This window comes from Enterobacter sp. DVT3837, from assembly GCF_056238685.1.
Window position 1 is genome coordinate 1,391,197 of sequence record NZ_JBWDLA010000001.1, and the last position, 26,402, is coordinate 1,417,598.

The following is a 26,402-nucleotide window of genomic DNA, read 5'->3' on the forward strand; positions in this document are numbered from 1 at the left end:
CTTACTGATAGTGTTTTATGTTCAGATAATGCCCGATGACCTTGTCATGCAGCTCCACCGATTTTGAGAACGACAGTGACTTCCGTCCCAGCCTTGCCAGATGTTGTCTCAGATTCAGGTTATGCCGCTCAATTCGCTGAGTGTAACGCTTGCTGATTACGTGCAGCTTTCCCTTCAGGCGGGATTCATACAGCGGCCAGCCATCCGTCATCCATACCACGACCTCAAAGGCCGACAGCAGGCTCAGAAGACGCTCCAGTGTGGCCAGAGTGCGTTCACCGAAGACGTGCGCCACAACCGTCCTCCGTATCCTGTCATACGCGTAAAACAGCCAGCGCTGACGTGATTTAGCACCGACGTAGCCCCACTGTTCGTCCATTTCCGCGCAGACGATGACGTCACTGCCCGGCTGTATGCGCGAGGTTACCGACTGCGGCCTGAGTTTTTTAAGTGACGTAAAATCGTGTTGAGGCCAACGCCCATAATGCGGGCGGTTGCCCGGCATCCAACACCATTCATGGCCATATCAATGATTTTCTGGTGCGTACCGGGTTGAGAAGCGGTGTAAGTGAACTGCAGTTGCCATGTTTTACGGCAGTGAGAGCAGAGATAGCGCTGATGTCCGGCAGTACTTTTACCGTTACGCACCACGCCTTCAGTAGCTGAGCAGGAGGGACAACTGATGGAGATGGAAGCCACGGGAGCACCTCAAAAACACCATCGTACACTAAATCAGTAAGTTGGCACCATTACCCTGATACCTTTTCAGCATAACGAAAATGAAAATTCAGTATCCACATTTGAGGTGAAACAATCATAGCGTCTGAAAAGGAGAAACTATGAAAACTCGTAACTTATCTCAAAATCTTACTGTTAGTTCTATTGGCTTTGGTGCGATGGGGCTGAGTGAATTTTACGGGCAGGCGAATGACTATGCATCACTTGAGGTGTTGCATAAGCTCATTGAACTGAACGTGACTTTCATTGATACCGCAAATCTGTATGGCCGCGGTCACAATGAAAGGCTGATCGGTCACTTTCTTGCCGGGCTGGATAAAAGCACACGCGAGCAGTTTAAAATTGCCACGAAGTGCGGTATCGATCGCTCTCCCGACGAGTCCTATGCCCGCTCCATTAATAACAAACCCGACTATATCATCCGTTGCTGTAACGAATCCCTTAAGCGCCTTGGCGTTGAGCGCATCGATCTCTTTTACCTTCACAGAGTGAGCAACGAAACACCGATCGAAGAAAGCATGGATTGCCTGAGTGCGCTCGTTAAAGAAGGTAAAATTAACCATATTGGTCTTTGTGAGGTTTCAGCTTCCACGCTGCGACGAGCCCATGAAGTACATCCTGTCACCGCGCTGCAAACAGAATATTCCCTGTGGACGCGTGATATTGAAGATACCGTTCTGCCGGTCGTGAAAGAGTTGGATATCGGCCTGGTTCCTTACTCGCCTCTCGGTAGAGGCTTCCTTACCGGGAAATACCTGAACAACAGTGATTTTGCAGAGGGTGATTTCCGCAAGAATAACGAGCGTTTTATTCAGTCCAGTCTCGATCATAATCGCCAGCTGCTCGATATCATTACTCCGCTGGCGACAAAATATGGCTGTACCGCAGGTCAGATTGCGCTTGCATGGCTGTTAGCGCAATACGATAAGCTGGTCCCCATTCCGGGCACGAAGCACCTCAATTATCTGACCGAGAATGCGCGCGCTGCCGACATTGTGCTTGAGAATACAGATATTGATTCGTTGAACACTCTTCATCGACAAATAGACATAAAAGGCGATCGCTATTCTGCAGAGGGTATGAAAGGGGTGAATGCCTGATACGTTATCATAAAAATAAAAAACCGGGTAACCCGGTTTTTTTATATCTGAAGAACTCATGATATTTTTATTTCTCCGCTGTACCGCATGCTGCCATTAATTTGGCTCATACGATTTCTCAACGTGAGAGTGTTTAGCAGTAAGACTTGCAGGAACGATCGCAACAAGCAGAACGGAAAGGCCGATGGCTGTACCTGCTACGATATACAGAAGAGGGACCGAGAATGATGACACCATCCAGGCACCCACTGACGCGCCGATACCAATGGCGATATTAAAAAACGAAACATAGAGTGCCGAGGCAGGAAACGTTTTATCTTCCGCCATCCGTAATACCCATGTCTGGAAGCCGACAAAGATGCCTGACACCGCTACACCCCAGATAACCATGGCAGTCAAAATGTATGCGGCAGAGAGCGAAGAACCTGACAATCCCAGGGTGATCAACACTGCACAGATAAGGAGAACGGATAAAGCCACCGTCACCTTAAGATATTTATCAATCAATACCCCGGTCAGGAAATTCCCGGCCAGACCCGCGATGCCGTAAACAAAAAGCACAGCAGGAATAAAAGCAGCGGTGAGTAAACTCTGCGTATGTAACCAGGGCTCAATGTAGGTAAATGCAGCAAAGTGGGCGGTAACGGCAAGCAATGTGGCAGAGTAAATTTTCCATAGCGTGGATGATTTCAGCACGCTTTTCAGCGCATCAAGACCAATTGCACTCTTATTGGTGATCTGTGGAACAAGAACAGTAATCCCCACAAAAGCCACGACGCTGAGCGTCGCCATCAGCCAGAATGCCTGTCTCCAGCCGAAATGAATGCCAATATAGTTAGATATCGGTACACCAAACACGCTTGCGGCAGATACGCCGCCAAACACGATTGATGTGGCCGTCCCGATATATCTTGCAGGAACGATGGCTACCGCTGTCACGCCGATCATCGCCCAGAATGCCCCATGCGCAAGTGCACCCAATACGCGTGCACTGAGCAGTACATTGTAAGTGTCTACCGTAGCGGCCAGGACATTGGACATCATAAGAACGACGGTGAGCACCAGTAAAAGACGCTTCTTTGCCACATTCCCCAAAAACACAGAGGCAAACAGTGCACTTAATGCCCCGACCCATGCATAAAGAGAAACGGTCATGCCAATCGCGGATTCTGAAGAATGAAGACCTTCGGCGATAGGCGTTAATAACCCTACAGGTGCCAATTCAGTGGTGACAATGGTGAACGTTGAAATTGCCAGAATAAATAAAGCAAGCCACGACTTTATGGTCATCTTTTGCGTAGGTTTTTCTGAATCCATATTACTTACCTCAATAATTATTTAAATAACGCGAATACTAAAAAATTTTAAAGGGCACATTTGTCTTGTAATAAAGAGTAATAATTACAGGGAGAATTTATCAACTCAGCGTCCAAATGGAATTATTAAATCTGTAATATAGTTTTTGTATTACTATTGAATTAGGTTTTTATTTTAAGCATTACCGTGTAAGATCTGAGACGAGAAAATAGACGAAAATACCTTTTCGCTTTTCAGGATCACCGTTATGGCTACAGCAGAACATTTAATCAGCAATAACCTTCCCAGTATCAAACAATTGCAATGCTTTCTCGCTGTTGCACATGAGTTGAACTTCCGCAAGGCTGCTGAACGTCTGCGGATGACGCAACCCCCCCTGACTCGCCAGATAAAATGTCTTGAAGCCGTTTTGCAGCGCCAGCTTTTCAGTCGGAGTACGCACGACGTCAGCCTCACAGAAGCGGGACGTGCACTGGTGGTACAAGCTGAGAAAATCCTACGCGAAATCAGTGAACTAAAATCGGATTCACTCTCTTCTGAAACCAACCTGCGTATCGGACTCACGCGAACGCTTAATTTTGAATATATTGAACCGGTGAATAGCCAGCTGCAAAAACTGAACGCCGGGGATGATGTCGAAACACCGGACCTGACGTCAGCCCAGCTGCTGCAAAGCTTGTCAAAAAATATGCTGGATCTGGTGTTAACCGGGGAAAAAGGGACAGGCCATGAAGATATTGTTCAGTACCGTTGGGTCTGTCAGGAGCCGTTACTCATCGCCATGCCCTCTTTACACCCTGCCAGCCTGAAAGAAAAAGTCTCCCTCGAAGATATCAGTGACTTACCCATTTTCTGGTTTTCCAGAAGTGCAAACCCTTCATTTTACGACAAATGTGAAAACTACTTTGACACGCTGAAAACACCGCTGAAACGAATAAAAGAGCCGGACGATTCACTCGTGATGCTGAGTCGAATAGCGAGAGGGAAAGGATTTGCGCTGCTACCGCAGTCAAAATGCACCTTCAATCAGGAGGGGCTATGCTACCGGGAGCTAACGGACGATGAAGCAAAGAGATTAAATATTGATATCTACGCGGCAACCCGCCTCAATGAAAACAGAGAAGAAATTCTGAACGCGCAGAATATCTTGTGCGGCAAAATGGCTTAATGCAGGTAAAACACGCCCTCTTCCGGCAAGAAAAGTTGGTTGTAGCGTAGCTGGAAGGCATTAAGTTCCTGCAGATCGGGCTCGATCTCGCGCATAAAGCCGAGCGCGAGTCGGACTTGCGCATCGGTGATTGGCGCAGCCAGGCGGGCTTTACGCAGCATGCGGTGCCAGGTGTGCAGGTTCTCTTCGCTACCATCGACGATGCAGACCTGCCAGATCAGCAACACTTGTGCCGCGTTTTGCAGGTGCGCCTCGTCCGGGCGCTCAAGATAACGAATAAACTCATTCCCCGGCGTTTTGCCAAACTGGTCGATCATCGACTCAACGGGCATCGGGGTGATCCCCAGACGTTCGCTTAAGCGTTTGATGGCGCGTCGGGAATCCGAGGTCAGGATCCGAAATCCGACCACAAACACCACAGCAAGCGTTGCCAGCATTATCCAGACCATGCGTTCTCCTTAGAATAGCCGCTCATCATAGCGGGAAACACACGGCGTCAAAAGCGGGCAGAACCATAATAGTGAACTGAAAAGCGCTGGAAAAAGGGCAGGAAAGCCACTTTGGTTTTTATTGGGACGATTGTATATCCACGGTGTATGGTCAATGCCTGGCGGTAACAAATAATCACTTCAGGGAAAGAGCGAACATGTCCATAACAATCAGTGTCCTGCTGGAGAATCGGGCTAACCCCGGCGGTAAAAACTTACTGCGGGCTAAAGCAGGACTTAGCCTGTTTATACAGGATGAAAATGATTCCATTCTGTTTGATACCGGTCCTGATGATAGCTTCCTGTATAACGCTGCTCTAATGGGCATCGATTTGACCCGCCTGACCGCAGCGGTACTTTCTCACGGGCACTATGACCATTGCGGCGGCGTTCCGTGGTTACCGGATAATTGCCGGATCGTATGCCATCCCCACGTGGCCTGTGAGCGCTACTCGGCAATACCTTTTTTAGGGTATACCGCCAGACTAAAAAAATTGTCGCTGAATAATGATTATTCACGCTATCGCATGGAATACAGCAGTACCCCGCTTCAGATTGGAAAGCGTTTTATGTGGTCAGGGGAGATTCCTGTCGCCAAACCGCACGCATACGGTGTTATCGGCAGAAAAAAAGCGAATGCGGACTATGTAAAAGATGAAGGGGCTCTGATTTATAAATCTGACCTTGGACTGATCATTTTTATCGGCTGCGGTCACCGGGGTCTGATGGATATTGTGCGTCACTGCCAGAGCATAACTGGCATCAATCACATCCATGCAATTTTCGGTGGTTTCCATCTTCGCAGTGCATCACCTCGTAAGCTCTGGGCAGTCAGGCAGTTTCTACACGGCCTAAAACCGGACAAAATAATGGGCTGCCACTGTACGGGTAAATGGGGCAATTTGTGGTTGCCCGGCACAGTCACCCCGTCAACAGGGGATATTTTTGTTTTGGGGTAGGTCTTAACTCAGTTAATAAAAAAGCCCGGCGGTCAGCCGGGCAAAGAAGTCACCTGCACACTCAGGCTGCTTTCAATTTCTGCTTCTGCGCGCGGTTTTCGCGGCGAATTTTACGTTCTTCCAGCACCGCGACCATCGCCATCAGGACGATACAGCCGATCGCTGCCGCATCCAGCGCGGCGAAGGTGCCAGCCCAGCCGGTGAGGCCGAAAATTGGCGTGCCGTCGGCGATCATCCCCAGACCGAGCTTGGCGAAGCTATCACCAATCAGATAGGCGAAGGTGCCCTTAATCCCATCGGCAGCGCCGATCGCTTTTTTAGGTACGAAACCAACGGCGGCCACGCCGATCAGCAGCTGTGGACCAAACACCAGGAAGCCGAGCGCAAACAGTGACGCCAGGTACACATACTGGTTGCTGGCATGCTGGTAAACGCCCAAGGTGGCGATAATCAGCGCCAGCGCGATGCAGGCCACCAGCGCGCGACGGCCATTGGCGAGATCCGAGAGCCAGCCCCACAGCAGCGTGCCGACCAGCGCGCCCACTTCGAACAGGGTAAAGCCCTGAATCGCGACCTCTTTAGAGAGCTTCAGCTCCTGGAAGGCATACACGGTTGACCACTGGTCGATACCGATACGCACCACGTACAGGAAGATGTTCGAGAAGCAGAGCAGCCAGATCACTTTGTTTTTCAGCACGTACTCAACAAAGATCTGCCACTTGGTCATCTCGTTTTCTTCGGTCTCTTTATCCTCTTCGCTGATCTCCTCGCCAAACAGCTCTTCAGCTTTGCCGAGGCCATAAGATTCCGGGGAATCACTACCGAAGCGCAGACCGATAAAACCGACGATCAGGGCGATAATAGACGGGAAGATAAACATGCCGATCACATGGCCGTCGAACAGATAGTTGGCACCGAACAGCGCCACGCCTGCCGCCCCCGCACCACCGAGGTTGTGGGAGATGTTCCACATGCCGAGATACGAACCACGCTTGCGACGTGGCGTCCATTTGGTGATGGTGGAATAGCTGCACGACCCGCCGGTACTCTGGAAGAAACCGCTCAGGGCGTAGAAGGCGATCATCAGGAACAGGCTAACCGAGCCCGCGCCCATGCTGGCGCTAAAGCCGAGCATACAGATGGCGGAGAGGATCAGCATAAACGGCAGGAACTGCTTGGTGTTTTTGCCGTCAGCGTAATAGGAAACCAGCGTTTTACCCACGCCGTAGGTGATGGAGAAGCCCAGGCCAATCATCCCCAGCTGCGTCATGCTCAGCCCGTAGGTGGAGATCATGTCGTTCTGCGCGATGTTAAAGTTTTTGCGGATCAGGTACATGGTCAGGTAGCCAATAAAGACCACCAGGTAGGACTGCATGAACGGTTTGAACCACATTTTACGCCGCACGTCGAGCGGCAGATCCAGGGTCGGCTTGCGCACCTGGTTTAAGAAGGCCAGCATGGTTTGCTCCTGAGCTGATTTTTATACCTGCGAATGGCAGGCATTGTAAAAATCAGCCGGGAGAGACGCCTGAGACAGCGTCCAGGTGAAACCGGGAATATTTCCTAGTTTTGCCCCATTCGGGGCGAAAAGGTGAGACGTATCACGCTTCGCGCGGCACCTGGGCGTGCAAAAACGGCAACAGCAGCAGAGCAGAAACCCCCGCCGCGATGGCGATCACCGCGAAGAAGCCGCTCCAGTGCCAGATGTCGATGACCCGCGCCAGCGGCCAGCCGGAGAGCGATGCGCCGAGGTAGGCAAACAGCCCGACAAAGCCCGTCGCCGCACCGGCCGCCTCTTTGTGCGAGCACTCCGCCGCCGCCATGCCGATCAGCATCTGCGGGCCAAACACAAAGAAACCGGTGGTGAAGAAGCACGCCGCCTGCATCACGTAGCTGGCAAACGGCATCAGCCACAGCGAGCCTACCGAGAGCAAAATCCCGGCAGCAAAAATGAGATTCATCGGGCCACGGTTGCCGTTGAACAGCTTGTCCGATCCCCAGCCCGCCACCAGCGCGCCGATAAACCCACCCAGTTCAAACATGGTCACCGCCGAGTTGGCCGTCACCAGATCCGCGCCAAGCGTCTCGGACATGTACAAATTACCCCAGTCGTTGATCGCCGCGCGCACCACGTAGACCAGCACGTAACAGAGCGACAGCAGCCAGATATAGGGGTTCTTCAGCACGTATTTGGTGAGGATTTCTTTACGGGTTAACCCCGCCCCTTCCTGCTGCTGGGCAATTTCCATCTCATCATGACGCCAGTCACCCACCGCGGGAAGTCCTACGGTCTGCGGCCTGTCGCGCAAACGCCAGCAGAGGAACAACCCGGCGATAATCGCTAACCCGCCCGCAATCATCATGCCTGCACGCCAGCCGTAATGCAGCGCCGCTGCGCCGACGACGATGGGGATCAGCGCACCACCCACGTTATGCGCGGTGTTCCAGACTGCCCACCAGCCGCCACGCTCGTTGCGCGAGTACCAGGTGGTAAGTAATCGGGCACAAACCGGCGCGCCCCAGCCCTGGAAAAAGGCGTTCAGCGCCCACAGCAGCGCAAAAGCCCACAGCGAGGTGGAAAAACCAAACAGGATATTCACCACTCCCGTGGCAATCAGCCCGAAGCCCATAAAATAGCGGGCGTTGGAGCGGTCGCTGACGATGCCGGAGAAGAACTTCGACAGGCCATAAGTAATGTAAAACAGCGTCGCCAGCAGGCCGATATCGGTGCGGGCCATCACGCCGCTGGCGAGGATCTCCGGTGCGGCGGCGTTGAAGCTTTTGCGGGTGAAGTAGAACAGAGCATAGCCGAGCCAGATGGTGATCAGAATATGGCGACGCCAGTAACTATAGCGGGCGTCAATTTCATTTTTATCGCCGATCGGGGTGGCATTAGCCGGGGCTTTAAACATGGTAACTCCTCAGCGGCAAACTGACGCAGACGCGCGTTCCATGGGTGCAGGAGATATTCAGCGTGCCGCCCAGCGCCTTCACACGCTCGCGCATCCCCGCCAGACCAAATCCCTGCTGGCCGGAGCCCGGCGGCAGGCCGCAGCCGTCATCTTCAATTACCAGCATCAGACGCTCGTCCTGCTGCCAGGCCTGCAACGTTACCGCGCTGGCATTGGCGTGCTTCACAATATTATTCAGCCCTTCCTGACACACCCGAAACAGCGTCACACGCTGGCCTTCACTCAGCAGCGATTCTTCAATCCGCCAGTCGAGATGGCTGACAATCCCGCGACTTTCCAGCTCCATCTCGCGCATGAGCGATCGCACCGCCTGCTCCAGAGACAAATCATCCAGCTGGCGTGGACGTAACCTTCCGAGCAAACGCCTTACCGAGTCATACACACCCAGCGAGAGCTGTTCGATATGCGCCCCACCCTGCTTCACGCCGGCGTTTTCCGCCGCCAGACGCTGAACGATGCCCGCCTGCGTGCGGATGGCGGTAATGGTCTGGCCGATGTCATCGTGCAGTTCGCGCGCGACCTCCTGCCGTACGCTCTCTTCGGTTTCCAGCAGGCGTTCGGCCAGACGACGGTTGCGCGCCAGCTCGGTTTGCAAAGACTGGTTCAGTTCACGCAACCGTTGAATGCCCGCCCCGAGCAGCAGCCCGGTCAGGCTTTGCGCCAGCAGGGAGAGGAGTAAATCTACCGGATGATCGTGCCAGGTCTGGCTGGCTATCAGTGCAATGGCGTTCATCAGGGTGGCGATAAGCGCCCCTTGCCAGCCGTAGTGCCACGCAAGCGCAATAATCGGCAGGGCAAGACAAAACGGAGTAAAACGCGAGAGCTCAGCGGGCAGACCAAGCTGCAGCCACAGGCTTACCACAAACAGCAGCAGATACCAGATGAGGTGCCGTGCGCGCCAGTTCACCGGCTGAGAAACCAGCGCGGGGCCCAGCGGCTGCCAGACGGTACTGGTGAGGTAATGCCAGATCACCAGACAGGTTGGCGCGAGCGTCAGGCCGCCGGTAAGGGTCAGTAGCAGAGCGTTGAGCATCTCTTTCTCGCCGACCCACGGGAGAGATTGCAGCAGCGCGGCGGCAATCAGCGCCGCCCCCTGACGCAACAGCGTGCGCCAGTCGCGCTGGTGGCGGTAGCGGGAAATAAGGGCAACAGGGAGAAGCGTGAGCAGGCTTCCGGTCATCAATAAGGGCAGATGCACCAGCGCCACTTCCTGCGCCAGCCAGACCAGCATCAGCCATTCTGCGCCCAGCAAAACGGGCCAGTAGCCACGCGGGCACTGCAGCATTAACCCCAGACGCAGGCCGAATGGGAACAGCAGTACTGCCAGTTCCGGGCGCTCCACCAGATGCAGGCTGATGCTCCACAGGCAAAACCAGGCGGCAGAGAAGATAAAAAAGCTGGCGACGACGGCGATCAGCCGCGAAAGCACGGGGCTCATTGCCAGCTATCAAACATGCGGCGCGCCAGCTCGACGTCGTTGCTGACGTTGAGTTTTTCCATCAGGTTGGCGCGGTGAACGTGAACCGTTTTCGGCGACAGATCCAGCTCAGCGGCAATCTCTTTCACCGACATCCCCTGAGCGAGCTTCTCCGCCACCTGCCGCTCGCGTTTAGTCAGCGGATCTTGTCGCCCGGCGGCCAGCTTGATGGCGATATCCGGCGTCAGGTAGCAGCCGCCGGTGGAGACGGTGCGCACGGCGGCGATCAGTTCGTCCGGGCTACAGCGTTTTGAAAGGAACCCGCGCGCCCCCGCATTGAGCGCCTGCTCCACCAGCGCCGGGCTGTCATGGACCGAAAGCATAATGATCGCCATTCCCTTCGGTAACTGACTCAGCAGTTCCAGCCCGGAGAGATCCGGCATTGAGATGTCACAAATACAGACCTGCACGCCACGTCCGGGTAAACCCGCCAGCGCCTCGCGCCCGGAGCCGAACTCTGCGACGACCTGAAAATCAGGTTCAAGGTTCAAAAGCTGAGCAAATCCGGAGCGGACGATAAGGTGGTCGTCGATAAGAGCGATGGTCGTCATGGCGCGTTCCTGGCGAGCAGATAAAAAAACGCGCTTACCTTAACGATAAGCGCGTGGGTGTTCAAGCAATGAGCGATTTATTCGAAGAACACCGCAATTTTATTAAACATGGTGGGATCGGACTGGTTGCGCGCCACTTTGGTGACATCTTCCAGCTTATCGATCTGCGCCATCATCTGTTCCAGGCGCTGATCGTCGTTGACCAGCAGCCAGATGCGGCTGTGCTCGCTGCCCTGAATCGGCAGACAGAGAATGCCTTCAACGTTAAACGCGCGACGGGCGAATAGCCCACAGACGTGCGTCATGACGCCAGGGTGGTTGCGGACGGTGAGTTCCAGAATGACGTTATCATGTTGTTTCTGCATAGCTTATTCCCCCACCATCTCAGTATTTGCCGCACCCGGCGGCACCATCGGATACACTTTTTGTTCAGGGTCGATACGCACGTGGATCAGCGCCGGGCCCGGGCGTGAAATCGCTTCCTGCAATGCCGCGTGGGCATCCTCTTCAGCGTTCAAATCGCAAGTATGCAAGCCAAAGCCGGCGGCAATCTGCATAAAGTTGATCATACCGGGATAGGTCGCGGCAAACACGCCCTGCTTATAGAACAGGCTCTGCTGCTGATGCACCAGCCCCAGCGCTTCGTTGTTCATCAGGATGATTTTCACGTCTAACTGGTTTTCGGCCGCGGTCGCCATTTCCTGAATGTTCATCATCAGGCTGCCGTCGCCGGAGAAACAGATAACCTTGCGGTCCGGATTCGCCAGCGCCGCGCCTACTGCCGCAGGCAGGCCAAAGCCCATGGTCCCGAGGCCGCCGGAGGTCAGCCACTGGCGCGGACGGTTCAGCGGGTAGGCCTGCGCGGTCCACATCTGGTGCTGGCCCACGTCGGTGGTAATGATCGCGCTGTCGTCCACGCAGGCAGCCACGGCGTTAATCAGTCCGTAGTGGCTGAGCGGGTCGCCTTCCGTTGGGATTGCACCAGGGAATTCCTGTTGCAGGTCGGCTACCAGCTGACGCCACTCTTCACGCCCGGTCGCTTCTGTCTGCGGGATCAGCTGTGCCAGTACCTCGGCAACGTCACCCTGAATCGCGACGTGCGGCTGTTTAATTTTACCCAGCTCGGCGCGATCGATATCCACGTGAATGATTTTGGCATTCGGACAGAACTGTTCGGTTTTGCCGATCGCCCGGTCATCAAAACGTGCGCCGAGAACAATCAGCAAATCAGCCTCTTGCAGAATGTAGTTGGTGCTGCGCGCACCGTGCATCCCCAGCATCCCAAGTGACAGCGGGTGCGCTTTCGGGAGCATACCAAGCGCCATCAGCGTCATGGTGGTGGGCAGGTTGGCTTTCTCTGCCAGCTCACGCACCGCGTCAGAGGCATTAATCGCCCCGCCGCCCAGATAGAGCACCGGGCGTTTGGCGGCGTTAATCATGGCTGCGGCGTCACGTACGCTTTCAGCGCTGAATTCCGGGGCAGGGGCACGGCCGCCCGGCTCAGGCAGTACGTCGATCTCGATCTCTGCGGTCTGGACATCCTTAGGAATGTCTATCCACACCGGGCCTGGACGGCCGGACTGCGCAATGCGGAACGCATCGCTGATAACCTGAGGAAGCTCGGCGATATCGCGAACTAAATAGTTATGTTTGGTGATGGGGATAGAGATGCCGTAGGTATCCACTTCCTGGAACGCATCAGTACCAATCATTGAGGATGGTACCTGGCCGGTAATGCAGATCAGCGGGATGGAGTCGAGACGCGCATCGGCAATGGCGGTCACCAGGTTGGTCGCCCCGGGGCCGCTACAGGCCATACAGACCGCCGGTTTGCCCTGCGTACGCGCCATGCCCTGGGCGATAAATCCCGCCCCCTGCTCGTGACGCGCCAGGACGTGGCGGATCTGCGTGCTTTGGCTTAACGCATCGTACAGCGGCAGTACCGTCCCGCCAGGGATACCCGCAACCGTGGTGATGCCCTGTCGTTCCAGTAAATGAACGATTAACTGCGCGCCAGTAAAACGCGTCTTGGTGGATGTTGTGCCCGAACTTGCCATGCTCCAGTCCTTTTCTTCTGGGCCGACTTTCCGGGGAGGCTCTTAAACGAAAAACCCCGCCCGGTTTGCGCCGGCGGGGTTTTGGATTCGTGTGTTGATCCAGTCCCTACGGCGCATTGCCGACGACCACCACCACACGCACGACGACCACTGCGGCTGGTTGCGCAGTTTTTAGTAGGGTCGAAGTGAAGATGGATGAAGTCATTGGGGACCTATGTTTGGAATCATTGATGGAATTTATACAAACACAGGTTTTCTGGCGTGACAATGGAAATATTTTCATCTGCGCAAAAATGCGTCAGGGATCACGTTTCGTTTGTTGGGTGATGAAAACAAAAAACCCCGCCTAAGCGAGGTTTTTATCAGGGTTTGCGGTTGGTCGCCGCAGAACACACTGTGTTACGTCAACGCAAAAAGTATACGCGATCGCAGAAGAACGCGCAATTCGGGCACGGATTTTGACGTTTTTGAGTATGGATCGTCTTCCTAATTTTGTCCATAAAATACTGTTCATGCATACAGTATTTATCTATACTGAGGGTGTTCGCAGTGCGCGAGGGGGCCGCTGTTCTACCGGCGCAACAAAGTCCTGGCTGAAACGGGTGGTGCCGTCAGTGCCTTAACCCCTGAAGTGAGCACACTGTGTTACGTCAATCCAGGTGCTGGCAACAGGCGGCGGAAAGGTACGCCAGCATCGTGCTCCTTTTTACCAAAAGGAGACGCGTATGAGCGTAGTGGATATGGTGATACTTATCCTCAAACTCATTGTTGCTGCACTGCAACTGCTTGATGCTGTCCTGAAATACCTTCGGTGATTCAGGTTCAAGTCGCACCTGAGAGGGGCGGGCAACCGCCCCTCTTTAATAACGAGGGAATGCTATGTCGCGTCTGTTAATTGAGCCCGTCACCCCGGATGAGCCGGGCTACATCGCCCTGAAGGCGGAAAGTATCGCACTGAATTTCAACATGCTGCGCAGGCTGGAAGAGAACTGGCAGCGGGGTGAAAACCGCTTTAACGCGCCGGGTGAAAAGCTACTGGGGGCGTTTCTCAACGGCAAACTGGTAGGCGTGTGCGGCCTCAACCGCGATCCCTTCAGCCAGCAGCCGCGTGCCGGGCGCATTCGCCACCTCTATGTCAGCGAGAAATGCCGTGGGCTGGGCATTGGCAAACAGCTTTTGACCGTGGTGATGGCCGATGCCAGCATCTGGTTTGATTTTCTCAATACCCACGCGCCTGACACCGCTTACGGGTTCTATCGCCGGGCGGGTTTTACGCTGGTCTCGGACGAACCACGGGTGACGCACCGCCTCTTTTGTGCGGTGTGACCGGCTGGCAGCATCAGGGTGTGAGTGTTACAGTTGAGTGACAATTCATCAGCCGATACCCCATGACCATCACCGTTTTCTGCATTTTGCTCTTCGCCGCACTGCTGCATGCCAGCTGGAACGCCATCGTCAAAGCCGGAACGGACAAGCTCTATTCCGCGATTAGCGTCAGCGGCTCCGCCACGGTTATCGCTCTGGTCTTACTGCCGTTTTCCCCACAGCCTTCTGCAGAAAGCTGGCCGTTTTTGATTGTCTCCTGTGCCTTACAGGTGGTGTATACCGTACTGGTGGCGAAGACGTATCAGGTCTCAGACATGAGCCAGACCTATCCATTGATGCGCGGGACAGCCCCGTTGCTGGTGGCGCTGATCAGCGTGCTGGTGCTCGGGGATAGCCTCTCATGGCTCGCATGGTCCGGCATCGGCGTGATCTGCCTGTCAATTCTGGCCATGGCGATGAATGGCCGTATGCGGTCGCGCAAAGGGATATGGCTGGCGCTACTCAACGCATGTTTTATCGCCGGGTATACGCTGGTGGACGGCACGGGCGTACGTTTATCCGACACCGCACTGGGTTATACGCTCTGGACCTTCTTTATGAATGGCTTCTGTCTGCTGTGCTGGGCGATGGTCGCGCGACGACGCGAAGCCTCTCGTTACCTGGGTCTGCACTGGAAAAAAGGGCTGCTCGGCGGTGTCGGGACGATGGGATCGTATGGCCTGGCATTATGGGCGATGACTCAGGCTCCGCTTGCGGTTGTCGCCGCGCTACGTGAAACCTCAATTCTCTTCGGTGCGTTAATTGCTTTTGTGCTTTTGAAAGAGAAGGTTGCCGGCCTGCGCATCGCTGCTGCGCTGGGTATTGCCGGCGGGGCTATCTTGCTACGCCTGGCGTAATCCACTGGCAACATTAGTTGCCGATCTTGTTTACAAATCCTGCCTTTACCGGTTTTTTCATTCACCACGACAATGCTTAAATTGTCATCTCACTGTGGTAGATTCCTCGCGCATTTATGGGAATGCGCAGTCACTTATTCTTCATTTTTCTCTTTTGGCAAAAGTATTCAGCGACATGAAAAAACAAAGGAACGTTAACTTATTGTTGATGCTGGTGTTACTGGTGGCCGTCGGTCAGATGGCACAAACCATCTACATTCCGGCGATTGCCGACATGGCAAAGGAACTTAACGTCCGTGAGGGCGCAGTACAAAGCGTGATGGCAGCCTACCTGCTGACCTATGGCGTTTCGCAGTTGTTCTATGGGCCGCTCTCCGACCGTATCGGCCGCCGCCCGGTGATTTTAGTCGGTATGTCTATTTTCATGGTCGCCACGGCGATCGCGATGACCACCCACAACCTGACCGTGTTGATTGCCGCCAGCGCCCTGCAGGGTGTCGGTACCGGCGTTGGCGGGGTGATGGCGCGTACCTTACCGCGGGATATGTATCAGGGCACTCAGCTTCGCCATGCTAACAGTTTGTTGAACATGGGGATTCTGGTCAGCCCGCTGCTGGCCCTGCTGATTGGTGGACTGCTGGATACCATGTGGTCCTGGCGTGCCTGTTACGCTTTCCTGCTGGTGCTGTGCATGATCGTCACTTTTAGCATGGCGCGCTGGATGCCGGAAACGCGCCCGCAAGATGCACCGCGTACGAAGCTTATTGCCAGCTATAAAACGCTGTTCGGCAACGGGGCATTTACCTGTTACCTGCTGATGCTGATCGGTGGCCTGGCGGGTATTGCGGTGTTCGAAGCCTGCTCCGGTGTACTCCTGGGCGCAGGGCTTGGCCTGAGCAGCATGGTGGTCAGTATTCTGTTTATTCTGCCTATTCCTGCGGCGTTCTTCGGTGCCTGGTTTGCCGGACGTCCCAACAAACGTTTCTCGACGTTAATGTGGCAATCGGTCATTAGCTGCCTGCTGGCAGGCGTAATGATGTGGGTTCCGGGGCTGTTCGGCGTGATGACCGTCTGGACGTTGCTGATCCCGGCGGCACTGTTCTTCTTCGGTGCGGGGATGTTGTTCCCTCTCGCCACCAGCGGCGCGATGGAGCCGTTCCCGTTCCTGGCAGGCACTGCGGGAGCGCTGGTGGGCGGTTTGCAGAACATCGGTTCCGGCGCGCTGGCCTGGCTATCCGCCATGATGCCGCAGACCGGGCAGGCTAGTCTGGGCCTGCTGATGACGCTGATGGGGCTGCTGATTTTACTGTGCTGGCTGCCGCTGGCGTCGCGTGTCCCGCATCACGAGCAGCCTGTTTAACCGCATGATGGCCCGGCTTTTCGCTGGGCTTTTCACAGACAGGGGCGATCATCGCCTGCAATAACGGCTCTGGCGCAGGCCGCCAGGCGCCCTCCTCCCCGTCGTAAAACTGGAAATCCGCGTTAAGCGCATACGGGATTTTCGCCTTTTGCAGCTCGCAGGCCATAAAGGTGGCAAAGGCCATTTGCGAAGCGGTTGGGGTGAAACGGCTTGATTCCCCAACGCCCCAACCCCCGATCCAGCTAACGTGCCCGGTTTTTTGCTGCCAGTGCAGCGCGGCATTGATGCGGTTACGGATAGCCGCTTTCTCTGCCGCCGTGCCGGACGTCCACGGGTATTTGCCGCCATTCTTCAGCGGCCCCCACGGGAAAATATGCCACTCCGCCAGCAGGTAGTTCTGGCTGTGCGCGGGCAGCTTCAGGTTGGATAAATCCTCCGGCGCGGCACGCAGGCGCGGCGCAATGAAGATCATGCGCTGCGGGTCAATGTCGTGGATCGCTTTAATGGTCTTTTCATAGACGCGGTTTAACGACGCCAGGTTGTGGTTGAGCTTGTCGGCCGGCTCATAGATGAGGTCAAAACCCAGCAGAGGGTAGCTCTGACCGAAATAGTGCGCCACGGCAATCCACCAGTTGACCGTCTCTTTCTCGTTATCGGCTTTCGGGTCGTTTTTATATTCATCTGCCTGATACGCGACTATCGGGATCACGCCATACTGCTCGCAGGCTTCCACCAGCTTGCGCAGGTGGATCAGCCGCGCTTCCGTCGGCTCATCGGCGACGCGGATGCGCACGTGGGTAATGCCTTTTGCTCGAAAATCGCGTACCACCAGCGGGTCGAATTCACGTATGCCGCGCTCGGTGCGCGCCCAGTCCACATCCATCCCGACACCCAGCTGCTGCGCATAAAGGGCGGCCGTCAGCGGCGGCTCAGCGGCAATCGCCCAGCCGGAAGAGATCAGTAATGCAGAGGCAATAAAAAGCTTTAACACGGTTTACCCTGGATAAATCGAAAGCATTACCTGTATTTAGCACGCTTTTTCACATTTGGTGTAGAGCGAAAGCGTAATAATTCTTCAACCTGCCAGTTCTCTCAGCCAGCCGATAAAGGCGTCAATTTTCGGCCACTGACGGCCAGAAAGCGTCGAAATATAGTAGTGCTGATGACATTTCAGGGTCTTTTCGCCAAACGGGGCAATCAGCTCGCCTCGTTCCAGCCGTTTCTGCACCAGCCGCTTTCTGCCCATCGCGACGCCGACATGGTTAATGGCCGCGATAATCGCTAAATCGGAACGATCGAAACCAATGCCCGACGATGGCGGCATATTCACCGCAAAGTGCTGCGCCCAGCTCAACCATTCATCCGTACCGGAATCGTTGCTCCAGGCCTGACGGTCGTGTAGCAGCGTGCAGTGACTGAGGTTATCGGGGTTTTTCAGCAGTTCATGCTCGCGGGCATACTGCGGTGAGCAGACAGGCAAAATCTCCTCATCCATCAAAAAGTGATGAGAAAGGTGATTTGGCGGCGTATCGTCAAAATACAGCGCCAGATCGACGCCCGTTCGCTGCATATTGACGTAATCGTTGCCGGTCAGGATGGTGAGAGAAATAGACGGGTAGCGACGGGTAAAATCCCCCAGCATAGGGACCAGCCAGCACTGGGCAATCGACGGTCGGGAGTAGACCGTCAGCGTACCGGACAGCGCCTGGTTTTTGATATCCAGGATCTCCTGGTTCAGGGTGTCGAGTGAAGATTTTAGCGTCCAGTAAACGCGTTTTCCCTCCTGCGTCAGCTCGACTTTACGGTGCGAGCGGACAAACAGCTGAATGCCCAGCTCCTCTTCCAGCAGGTTGATGCGGTGACTCACCGCGCTGGGGCTGAGCGACAACTCTTCCGCAGCCAGCGCGAAGGACTCGTGCCGGGCAGCTACCTCAAAGGTGTACATTTTCGACAGCTGCCAGCCGTTTAACAGCCGGTTTCGGGCTTCATTCACATCGTTCATCACAATTCCCACGCCTTATTTTCATGTTCAGCATACCGTTCAAAGATGAATTTATGTGAACCTAATACGAATTTAGTGCACTTTTTAGAGTTTAGTCACTCAGTTGATCCAATCTGGCTCATCTGAAAGCCAATTTATATCGTTTGTCAGCCCATGCCGTTTTTTCGTCCAATACCCGTAGATTACTTAAGGGTGAGGTGAGATATGGGATCTCAGGTCTGGGTTGTGGCAACGCTGCTTGTCAGCATCGTGTTGATTGTTTTAACCATCGTAAAACTGAAGTTTCACCCGTTCCTCGCGCTGCTGCTGGCGAGCTTTTTCGTCGGCGCCATGATGGGGATGAGCCCGCTGGATATGGTGAACGCCATTGAGAGCGGGATTGGCGGTACGCTGGGCTTCCTGGCGGCAGTAATCGGTCTTGGCACCATTCTCGGCAAGATGATGGAAGTCTCCGGCGCGGCAGAGCGCATCGGGATCGCACTGCAGCGCTGCCGCTGGCTGTCAGCAGACGTGATTATGGTGCTGGTGGGCCTGATCTGCGGTATCACGCTGTTCGTGGAAGTGGGCGTGGTGCTGCTGATACCGCTGGCGTTTTCCATCGCCAAAAAGACCCACACCTCACTGCTCAAACTTGCCATTCCGCTCTGTACCGCATTGATGGCGGTGCACTGTGTGGTGCCTCCCCATCCTGCGGCGCTGTTTGTCACCAATAAATTAGGTGCGGACGTCGGAACGGTTATCGTCTACGGTCTGCTGGTGGGCCTGATGGCCTCGCTGATCGGCGGCCCGCTGTTCCTGAAACTGCTTGGCAACCGTCTGCCGTTTAAACCGGTTCCGGCGGAATTTTCAGACCTGAAAGTGCGGGAAGAGCATACGCTGCCATCGCTGGGTGCGACGCTGTTCACGGTGCTGCTGCCGATTGCCCTGATGCTGGTGAAAACCATCGCTGAGTTAAATATGGCGAAAGACGGCACGCTGTATACGCTACTGGAGTTTATCGGCAACCCGATCACTGCGATGTTTATCGCCGTGTTTGTCGCCTACTACCTGCTGGGGATCCGCCAGCATATGAGCATGGGCGCAATGCTGACCCATACCGAGCACGGTTTTGGCTCTATCGCCAACATTTTGCTGATTATCGGCGCGGGCGGGGCGTTTAACGCCATCCTGAAAACCAGCGGGCTGGCGGATACGCTGGCGCATATTCTCTCGAACCTGCACATGCACCCTATCCTGCTCGCCTGGCTGGTGGCGCTGGTTCTGCATGCCGCCGTGGGTTCGGCTACGGTGGCGATGATGGGCGCCACCGCGATTGTTGCACCGATGCTGCCGCTCTATCCGAACGTGAGCCCGGAGATCATTACTATTGCCATCGGTTCCGGCGCCATTGGCTGCACGATCGTCACCGATTCTCTCTTCTGGCTGGTGAAGCAGTACTGCGGCGCGACCCTGAATGAGACCTTCAAATACTATACGACGGCGACGTTTATCGCCTCGGTGCTTGCACTTGCCGGCACATTCCTGCTTTCTTTCATTATCTGAGCGCGAAGAGACGTATTATGGAAAACGCAACTATCACTACTTTAACCGCACAGTTTCCTCTGGTTGAGGATCTGATTGCCCTGAAAGAAACCACCTGGCTTAACCCGCGTACCACCACGCTGGCAGAAGGATTGCCTTACGTCGGGCTGACCAAAGCCGACGTGGACGACGCGCATGCTCGCCTCAACCGCTTCGCGCCGTATCTGGCGAAAGCATTCCCGGAAACAGCGGCGACCAAAGGCATCATCGAATCTGAACTGGTTGCCATTCCGGCAATGCAAAAACGGCTGGAGAAGGAATTTGCTACAAACATTCCTGGCACCCTGCTGCTGAAAAAAGACAGCCATCTGCCGATCTCTGGCTCCATCAAAGCGCGCGGCGGCATCTATGAAGTACTGACCCACGCCGAAAAACTGGCGCTGGAAGCCGGATTGCTGAGCATTGAAGACGACTACAGCATCCTGCTGGAGCCGCGCTTTAAGGACTTCTTCAGCCAGTACAGCATTGCGGTAGGCTCAACCGGCAACCTGGGGATGTCTATCGGCATAATGAGCGCACGCATCGGCTTTAAGGTGACGGTGCATATGTCCGCCGACGCCCGCGAGTGGAAGAAAGCCAAACTGCGCAGCCACGGCGTGATCGTCGTGGAGTATGAGCAGGATTATGGCGTGGCGGTGGAACAGGGGCGCAAAGCGGCAGAAAGCGATCCGAACTGCTTCTTCATTGACGATGAAAACTCCCGCACCCTGTTCCTGGGCTATGCGGTAGCAGGCGAGCGCCTTAAGGCACAGTTTGCTGCCCAGGGACGCGTAGTGGATGCAGAACATCCGCTGTATGTTTACCTGCCATGCGGCGTCGGCGGCGGTCCTGGCGGTGTGGCGTTTGGCCTGAAGCTGGCTTTTGGCGATAACGTTCATTGCTTCTTCGCGGAGCCAACGCATTCGCCGTGCATGCTGCTGGGCGTCTACACCGGCCTGCACGATGAAATCGCGGTGCAGGATCTGGGCATTGATAACGTGACGGCGGCGGACGGTCTGGCCGTAGGACGGGCGTCCGGCTTCGTGGGCCGCGCGATGGAACGCCTGCTTGACGGGTTCTATACGCTTTCCGATCAGAGCATGTACGACATGCTCGGCTGGCTGGCGCAGGAGGAAGGGATCCGCCTGGAACCGTCGGCGCTGGCAGGCATGGCCGGGCCGGTGCGCGTGGATGCCGGTGCGAACGTCACCCACCTGGTCTGGGCGACCGGCGGCGGAATGGTACCGGAAGACGAGATGGCGAAATATTTAGCAAAAGGCCGTTAACATCGCCATCAGCTCAATCGGCGAGCGGTGATGCCTGATGAGATCACGCATCACCCGCATAGAGGGCGCAGTATGGCAAAAGAAGTCACGATAACCCACGCAGAGCACACTTTTACCGTTCAGGCGATGTTTAGGGCAGTCGCCGTTGCACAGGCGAAGCACCGGACATTGCCTGCATTCATCCGATAATGTGCGCTGCTTATACGTACCAAATTCGCGCGCGGCACTGCTGGCATTAAGCTTTGCCAGCGTCGTCTGATGAATATTTCCCAATCGATATTCGGGATAAACAAAGTGGTCACACTGGTAAAGATCGCCGTTCGCCTCCAGCGCAAACGCATGTCCGCAGCATTCGGCCAGAGAACACATCTGCGCGGGGTATCCACTCCAGACACCGAGCATTGAATCAAAGAGCTGCACATATACGCGACCCACATCTTCTCTTACCCAGATATCAAAAACGGTTTTGAGAAACGTTCCCCACTGCTCGCCGGTGACCGAGGCTGGGTTATCCTGCTCCACTAGCGGTATAAACTGCAAAAACGGCGTGCCGAGCGTGCGAAGATAGCGGTACATCTGCTCCGGTTGTTGGCTGTTTTCACGGCTAACCACCGTCAGAAGATTAAACGAAACCTGATGCTCACGCAGATGCGCAATCGCCGCAACAACCTTTTGGTGGGTGGGATTACCGCGACGATTAACACGATAGATATCATGCAGTTCAGCAGGTCCATCAATAGATATCCCCACCAGCCAACCATGCTCGCGGAAAAAGCGGCACCATACGTCGTTGAGTAATACGCCGTTGGTCTGAAAGGCGTTCTGGATACGTTTGCCCTGCCCGTAACGTTGTTGCAACGCTGCCGCACGGCGAAAAAAATCAATGCCGCACAGCATGGGTTCTCCGCCCTGCCAGGCGAACTGAACATCGACACCCGGCTGAGCGGCGATTTGCTGGCGAATAAATGCCTCCAGCGTGGCGTCGTCCATGTGCAGTTGTTGGCGTTTATTGAGATAAAAACAGTAGCGGCAGTTCAGGTTACAGCGGGAACTGGCCGGCTTGGCCATCACATGACATCCTGTCATCACACATCCTCAAGAAACAGCATAATTTGACTTAAGTGTGTCACAGCAAACAGTAATGCGAGGGAGAGAACAGCGAGAGCGATCATAAATTTGTCACGCACGGCTTTCGGTTGAGCAAAATCCCCACGTTCAACGTCCATCAGGTTACGGCTGCGGGTGTAACGCCACAGGATAATCGCCACCAGCGCCAGCACGCCGAGCGAGATCCAGAACGGCAGGCCCGAACGGTGCCAGTTATGTTTGATGGCCAGGGCGATAAGCGCGCCATACCCCAGCAGCGTGCGCAGCCAGGCAAGTGATGTCCGTTCCGGTTGCAGACCGGGATCGGCCTCGCGGCGGGCTTTACGGCTATCCGGCATAGAATACCAGCCCCATAACCACCACGGCCACCACCAGCAGGATGACGCTGATAATCAGCAGCCCGCGGGTATAGGGTAAATCCTCTTTCAGGCGCATCGCTTTTTCATTTCGCAACCAGCGCAGGTAGCCATAGATAGCCAGCACGCCCGCAAGCAGGCACAGCAGCAGCGCCAGCACTTCACGGATCAGCGGCGTGGCGAAATCGGGTGCGAGCTGGTCGAGACCAACGCCCGCAGCCAGAAAACCCAGCGCGGTGCGGATCCACGCCAGAAACGTGCGTTCATTCGCCAGCGAGAAGCGGTAGTCCGGCGCTTCGCCGACGCGGGAAATTTTCATGGGTTCTCCTTAAAACTTCTGTTTCTTCTCTTCCACCTTCACCCCCTGCGTTGGCAGTCCGGTGTCGTAGTCACGCACCACCGGCGAATAGCCATCTTCCGGGCGCGGGCGGAAAGCGCCCATCCAGCGCGGCGCGGCATCCGCACGCCACGGGCGACACGCCCACTGATAGGTACGGAACGGATCGCGGATTTTATCCATATAATCCAGCAGCGCGTCGTGCATCTGATTACGCGCCCCGGCAAAGCGCGGCGAGTCGATCAGGTTATGCATTTCGTCCGGGTCGTTGTGACGGTCGTAGAGTTCATCGGTGGTGAACAGGTTCAGCACCAGTTTGTACGCATCCGTAACCCAGCAGCGTACCGGAATAAAGCCGCCAAAGCTGTCATGTTCTATCTCGTAACGGTTAAATTCCACCATCACGCCACGCTGCGCATCCGCCGCCAGAATATTGTCGCCCGGCAGGATGTCAGGCTTATGTATGCCTGCCAGCGCCATCATGGTCGGCAGCAGATCAATATGGCTGACCGGCGTATCAACCTGCTTCGGCGCACCCTGCGGCGGGCGCATGATCAGCGGGATACGGGTGATGTCGTCGTACATCGCCGCGCCTTTGCTGATTAACCTGTGCGCCCCCATCATTTCACCGTGATCGGAGGTATAAATCACCCAGGTGTTCTCTCGCTGTTCTGGCGTCAGCGCGTTCACGACCCGGCCAATCTGGTCATCCACAAAGTCATTACAGGCGAAGTAGAGCGGATGATGGTAATAACGGCTGCCCTCCTCTACTGGCGTCGGCATGGCCTGCGACCACAGACGATGGTGCACCGGTTTATCCGCCAGCGAGTCCTGCGCCTTTTCGCCTAAATCGTAGTAAAAGTCCTGATATTTCTCGAGATACTCCACCGGACAGGTAAACGGATGATGGGGTTCGTCATAGGAAACCACCATCAGAAAAGGTTCGTCATCCGTCTGCGGGCGCTGTAAAAAATCGACCGCGCGATTGCTGATACGATGCGCCCAGGTAAAGGTTTCATCGATATTGTTAGCCTGTAACTCTTCGACGCTGTTCAGCCCGTTGCGCCACAGGTTAATCTGCTCCTCGGTCAGTTCCGCCAGATAGTTTGCCCCGTCGAACCAGAATTCTTCATTCCACTCCGGCGGGCAAACGCCGGTGCCGAAATAGTCATGACCATCGAGGTGCCATTTACCGATATAGCAGGTCTGGTAACCCGCATCTTTAAAATAGCGACCCATCGTGGAGATGTTTTTACCCGGTGCAACGTTGTTGGTCCACGGCCCGGACTGATTAGCGTAGATCCCTGTAAACAGTCCGGCGCGTGCGGGTGTACATACCGGAGAGCAGGTATAAGCCGCGTTAAAGCGAATACCTTCATCCGCAAGCTTATCGATATTATGCGTATTCAGCGGCTTACCGCTGTAACAGCCCACCATGTTGGTGGCCTGGGTATCGGTCATGATGAACAGGAAATTTGGGCGTTTCATGGTTTGTCCTTAACGTCGGAAGCATAGATAAGCGGAGGGTTACGGCGCGAGCGTCTGGCATCGACAATCAGATAAACCACCACCACCGTCACCACCAGATAGCTGAAAATGGTGAGCCAGCGGCTGGCATAACCGCCAAACTGCGCCAGGCCGGAATAGACGCCAATCATCGCGAACAGGACGCCAACAGAGGCGATTTTGGCGTTTTTCCACGGCTTCATGTCGACGGCGAACGCATCCTGGAATTTGAACGGTGTGGCTCTCGGGAAGAAGTAGCCAATCACCAGCATCAGCACCACGTTGATACAGAAGGTGCAGGCCAGCACATACAGGAAGTGGAAGTCGAACTTCACCAGGTAGTTGATGACGATATAGCTGACAATGCCGAAGAACAGCGCCATTTTGGCCGCCACCGCAGGGATGCGTGGGAAGAAGAAGCCCATGATGACAATAGTCACCAGCGGCACGTTGTAGATACCGTTGAGTTGCTTCATCCATGAATAGAGCCCCTGTGGTGCATAGGCAATCCATGGCGCGACCAGCACAGAGACGATGGCGACGATCAGGCCAAAGCGGCGCCCCACCCGTACCAGTTGTTCAGACGAAGCGTTTTCATTGATGATGCGCCGGTAAATGCCCAGACTAAAGAGCGTACTGGCGCTGTTCAGGAACCCGCAGAACGCACTGATAATGGCGCCGAACAGCACTGCGCTAAAGAAGCCAACCAGCGGTAATGGCATCACTTTGTTCACCAGCGCCGGATAGGCCATATCGGCTTTCGGCAGATCCTGGAACAGATGAAAGGCAATCACGCCAGGCAGCACCAGTATCAGCGGATCGAGCATCTTTAACACTGCTGTCAGCAGCGCTCCTTTCTGCCCTTCCGCCAGGCTTTTCGAGGCCAGCGTACGCTGGACGATACCCTGATTAGTACACCAGTAGAAGGTATTGACCAGAATCAGCCCGGTCAGCGCAGCACCAATGGGCACCGGGTCGTGGCTGCCGCCAATGGAGTTGAGCATTTCGCTGTGATCGTGGGTGAGTTTATCAATGCCGCGCATCACGCTGCCGTCCCCCATCGCCATCAGGCCAAACAGCGGCACCATCAGCCCGCCAATGACCAGACCGACACCGTTGATGACATCCGCAATCGCAATGGCGCGCATCCCGCCGACGACGGCGTAAAGAATGCCAGAAATACCCAGTACCACAGCCATCGCCCAGATGGCGGCATGTTGAGAAATACCAAAGGCTTCAGTAACGTGGAACATGCTATTAAACGCCAGTGCGCCAGAGTAGAGCACGATAGGCAAGAAGCAGATGCCGGTGGCAATCAGGAAGCAGCAGTCCACGATGATGCGCGTGGTTTTGTCATAACGCTCTTCAATGAAATCAGGAATGGTGGCAATGCCCCGCTGTAGATAGCGTGGCAGAAAAATTAGCGCCAGAAAAATCAGAGGGATAGCGGATATCACTTCCCATGCCATGACCGACATCCCGCTACGGTAAGCCTGGCCGGTTAATCCCACCAGTTGCTCGGTGGAAAGGTTAGTCAGCATCAACGACGCGGCAATGACCGGCGCTTTCAGCGAGCGCCCGGCCAGAAAGTACCCCTGCTGCGAACCGGTATCGGCCTTACGTAACTTCCACCAGGTGATAACAGCCACCAGCAGCGTAAAAGCAATAAAGCTCACAATTTGCTGAATATTCATCTTGTTGCCCTTATTTATGATTATGCCCGGCATTTGGGTATACAGAGGAATAAAACGCACCGGGTCCAGGCTATTCGATATCTTAAATGACAAGACTGGTTTCCCCATTGCGGTAATTTTCTGATAAATTCCGCTTCGGGTTGTG

26 protein-coding genes are annotated in these 26,402 nt (G+C 55.0%); 9 read left to right on the forward strand and 17 right to left on the reverse strand.

The window, feature by feature from the left end; all coding sequences use genetic code 11:
* Position 1 precedes the first annotated feature (1 nt).
* Positions 2-699, reverse strand: a protein-coding gene (locus AC0XWG_RS06740) for an IS1 family transposase (RefSeq protein ID WP_223216367.1) whose coding sequence is annotated in 2 segments (ribosomal slippage) — positions 2-450 and positions 450-699 — 699 coding nt in all. Because the reading frame shifts where the segments join, the coding sequence is not laid out codon by codon here.
* A gap of 140 nt (positions 700-839) precedes the next feature.
* Between AC0XWG_RS06740 and AC0XWG_RS06745 the strand changes: the two genes are divergently transcribed.
* Positions 840-1,838, forward strand: a complete 999-nt coding sequence (locus tag AC0XWG_RS06745; protein WP_475680496.1) for an aldo/keto reductase — start codon at positions 840-842, stop codon at positions 1,836-1,838.
* Between the two features lie 96 nt (positions 1,839-1,934).
* Here the strand turns inward: AC0XWG_RS06745 and AC0XWG_RS06750 are convergent, their stop codons facing one another.
* Entirely contained in the window at positions 1,935-3,155 is a 1,221-nt protein-coding gene (locus AC0XWG_RS06750; RefSeq protein WP_257246653.1) for an MFS transporter, read from the reverse strand.
* Between the two features lie 247 nt (positions 3,156-3,402).
* Here AC0XWG_RS06750 and AC0XWG_RS06755 point away from each other — a divergent pair, with 247 nt between their 5' ends.
* Entirely contained in the window at positions 3,403-4,323 is a 921-nt protein-coding gene (locus AC0XWG_RS06755; RefSeq protein WP_108089299.1) for a LysR family transcriptional regulator, read from the forward strand.
* Here the strand turns inward: AC0XWG_RS06755 and AC0XWG_RS06760 are convergent.
* Positions 4,320-4,772 carry a DUF1198 domain-containing protein gene (locus AC0XWG_RS06760; protein WP_028017809.1) on the reverse strand — a complete coding sequence of 151 codons (453 nt, stop codon included), beginning with the start codon at positions 4,770-4,772 and terminating at the stop codon, positions 4,320-4,322. The genes AC0XWG_RS06755 and AC0XWG_RS06760 overlap by 4 nt on opposite strands.
* Positions 4,773-4,969: 197 nt before the next feature.
* Between AC0XWG_RS06760 and AC0XWG_RS06765 the strand changes: the two genes are divergently transcribed.
* On the forward strand, positions 4,970-5,770 hold the full coding sequence (locus AC0XWG_RS06765) for an MBL fold metallo-hydrolase (protein ID WP_128348490.1): 801 nt from the start codon (positions 4,970-4,972) through the stop codon (positions 5,768-5,770).
* Positions 5,771-5,831: 61 nt separating this feature from the next.
* On the opposite strand, the gene uhpT is transcribed toward AC0XWG_RS06765, so the two are convergent.
* The 7 genes from uhpT to ivbL form a co-directional block, all read right to left on the reverse strand.
* Positions 5,832-7,229 (reverse strand): hexose-6-phosphate:phosphate antiporter, encoded by a 1,398-nt coding sequence (gene uhpT, locus AC0XWG_RS06770; RefSeq protein WP_028017807.1) that lies wholly within the window; start codon positions 7,227-7,229, stop codon positions 5,832-5,834.
* 142 nt (positions 7,230-7,371) lie between these two features.
* Positions 7,372-8,682, reverse strand: a complete 1,311-nt coding sequence (gene uhpC / locus AC0XWG_RS06775; RefSeq protein WP_128348489.1) for an MFS transporter — start codon at positions 8,680-8,682, stop codon at positions 7,372-7,374.
* Positions 8,675-10,180 carry a signal transduction histidine-protein kinase/phosphatase UhpB gene (gene uhpB, locus AC0XWG_RS06780; RefSeq protein ID WP_128348488.1) on the reverse strand — a complete coding sequence of 502 codons (1,506 nt, stop codon included), beginning with the start codon at positions 10,178-10,180 and terminating at the stop codon, positions 8,675-8,677. Before uhpB ends, uhpC begins: the two co-directional genes overlap by 8 nt.
* The gene (uhpA, locus tag AC0XWG_RS06785; protein WP_028017804.1) at positions 10,177-10,770 is read right to left on the reverse strand and encodes a response regulator transcription factor UhpA; all 594 of its coding nucleotides are present in this window, start codon (positions 10,768-10,770) and stop codon (positions 10,177-10,179) included. Before uhpA ends, uhpB begins: the two co-directional genes overlap by 4 nt.
* A gap of 77 nt (positions 10,771-10,847) precedes the next feature.
* On the reverse strand, positions 10,848-11,135 hold the full coding sequence (ilvN, locus tag AC0XWG_RS06790) for an acetolactate synthase small subunit (RefSeq protein ID WP_010426528.1): 288 nt from the start codon (positions 11,133-11,135) through the stop codon (positions 10,848-10,850).
* A gap of 3 nt (positions 11,136-11,138) precedes the next feature.
* The gene (ilvB, locus tag AC0XWG_RS06795; RefSeq protein ID WP_028017803.1) at positions 11,139-12,827 is read right to left on the reverse strand and encodes an acetolactate synthase large subunit; all 1,689 of its coding nucleotides are present in this window, start codon (positions 12,825-12,827) and stop codon (positions 11,139-11,141) included.
* Between the two features lie 106 nt (positions 12,828-12,933).
* Positions 12,934-13,032, reverse strand: a complete 99-nt coding sequence (ivbL, locus tag AC0XWG_RS06800) for an ilvB operon leader peptide IvbL (protein ID WP_057979964.1) — start codon at positions 13,030-13,032, stop codon at positions 12,934-12,936.
* 520 nt (positions 13,033-13,552) lie between these two features.
* On the opposite strand from ivbL, the gene tisB reads away from it, so the two are divergent.
* From tisB to emrD, 4 genes are all read left to right on the forward strand, one after another.
* Positions 13,553-13,642, forward strand: coding sequence for a type I toxin-antitoxin system toxin TisB (tisB, locus tag AC0XWG_RS06805; RefSeq protein WP_128348486.1), 90 nt, complete (start codon positions 13,553-13,555; stop codon positions 13,640-13,642).
* Between the two features lie 64 nt (positions 13,643-13,706).
* On the forward strand, positions 13,707-14,153 hold the full coding sequence (locus AC0XWG_RS06810; protein ID WP_014881927.1) for a GNAT family N-acetyltransferase: 447 nt from the start codon (positions 13,707-13,709) through the stop codon (positions 14,151-14,153).
* A 62-nt stretch (positions 14,154-14,215) separates the two neighbouring features.
* Entirely contained in the window at positions 14,216-15,049 is an 834-nt protein-coding gene (locus AC0XWG_RS06815; protein ID WP_128348485.1) for an EamA family transporter, read from the forward strand.
* Between the two features lie 175 nt (positions 15,050-15,224).
* Positions 15,225-16,409, forward strand: coding sequence for a multidrug efflux MFS transporter EmrD (gene emrD / locus AC0XWG_RS06820; RefSeq protein ID WP_475680497.1), 1,185 nt, complete (start codon positions 15,225-15,227; stop codon positions 16,407-16,409).
* Here the strand turns inward: emrD and AC0XWG_RS06825 are convergent.
* Positions 16,312-17,400, reverse strand: a complete 1,089-nt coding sequence (locus tag AC0XWG_RS06825) for a cellulase family glycosylhydrolase (protein WP_128348483.1) — start codon at positions 17,398-17,400, stop codon at positions 16,312-16,314. The genes emrD and AC0XWG_RS06825 overlap by 98 nt on opposite strands.
* An 84-nt stretch (positions 17,401-17,484) precedes the next feature.
* A complete protein-coding gene (gene dsdC / locus AC0XWG_RS06830) occupies positions 17,485-18,411 on the reverse strand; it encodes a DNA-binding transcriptional regulator DsdC (RefSeq protein WP_128348482.1) in 927 nt (308 codons plus the stop codon).
* A 204-nt stretch (positions 18,412-18,615) separates the two neighbouring features.
* Here dsdC and dsdX point away from each other — a divergent pair, with 204 nt between their 5' ends.
* Positions 18,616-19,953, forward strand: coding sequence for a D-serine transporter DsdX (gene dsdX, locus AC0XWG_RS06835; protein WP_475680498.1), 1,338 nt, complete (start codon positions 18,616-18,618; stop codon positions 19,951-19,953).
* Positions 19,954-19,970: 17 nt separating this feature from the next.
* On the forward strand, positions 19,971-21,257 hold the full coding sequence (gene dsdA, locus AC0XWG_RS06840) for a D-serine ammonia-lyase (protein WP_407220024.1): 1,287 nt from the start codon (positions 19,971-19,973) through the stop codon (positions 21,255-21,257).
* Here dsdA and AC0XWG_RS06845 read toward each other — a convergent pair.
* From AC0XWG_RS06845 to AC0XWG_RS06865, 5 genes are read right to left on the reverse strand one after another with little or no spacing between them, the layout of a single operon-like run.
* Entirely contained in the window at positions 21,240-22,343 is a 1,104-nt protein-coding gene (locus tag AC0XWG_RS06845) for an anaerobic sulfatase maturase (protein ID WP_164881348.1), read from the reverse strand. The genes dsdA and AC0XWG_RS06845 overlap by 18 nt on opposite strands.
* Complete coding sequence (locus AC0XWG_RS06850; RefSeq protein ID WP_407220023.1) at positions 22,343-22,702, reverse strand: DUF202 domain-containing protein; 360 nt, start codon at positions 22,700-22,702, stop codon at positions 22,343-22,345. The genes AC0XWG_RS06845 and AC0XWG_RS06850 overlap by 1 nt, the downstream gene beginning before the upstream one ends.
* The gene (locus AC0XWG_RS06855; RefSeq protein ID WP_128348478.1) at positions 22,692-23,039 is read right to left on the reverse strand and encodes a YidH family protein; all 348 of its coding nucleotides are present in this window, start codon (positions 23,037-23,039) and stop codon (positions 22,692-22,694) included. The genes AC0XWG_RS06850 and AC0XWG_RS06855 overlap by 11 nt, the downstream gene beginning before the upstream one ends.
* Before the next feature lie 9 nt (positions 23,040-23,048).
* Positions 23,049-24,545, reverse strand: a complete 1,497-nt coding sequence (locus AC0XWG_RS06860; protein WP_128348477.1) for a sulfatase-like hydrolase/transferase — start codon at positions 24,543-24,545, stop codon at positions 23,049-23,051.
* Positions 24,542-26,257 carry a solute:sodium symporter family transporter gene (locus AC0XWG_RS06865; RefSeq protein WP_128348476.1) on the reverse strand — a complete coding sequence of 572 codons (1,716 nt, stop codon included), beginning with the start codon at positions 26,255-26,257 and terminating at the stop codon, positions 24,542-24,544. Before AC0XWG_RS06865 ends, AC0XWG_RS06860 begins: the two co-directional genes overlap by 4 nt.
* Between the last annotated feature and the right edge of the window lie 145 nt (positions 26,258-26,402).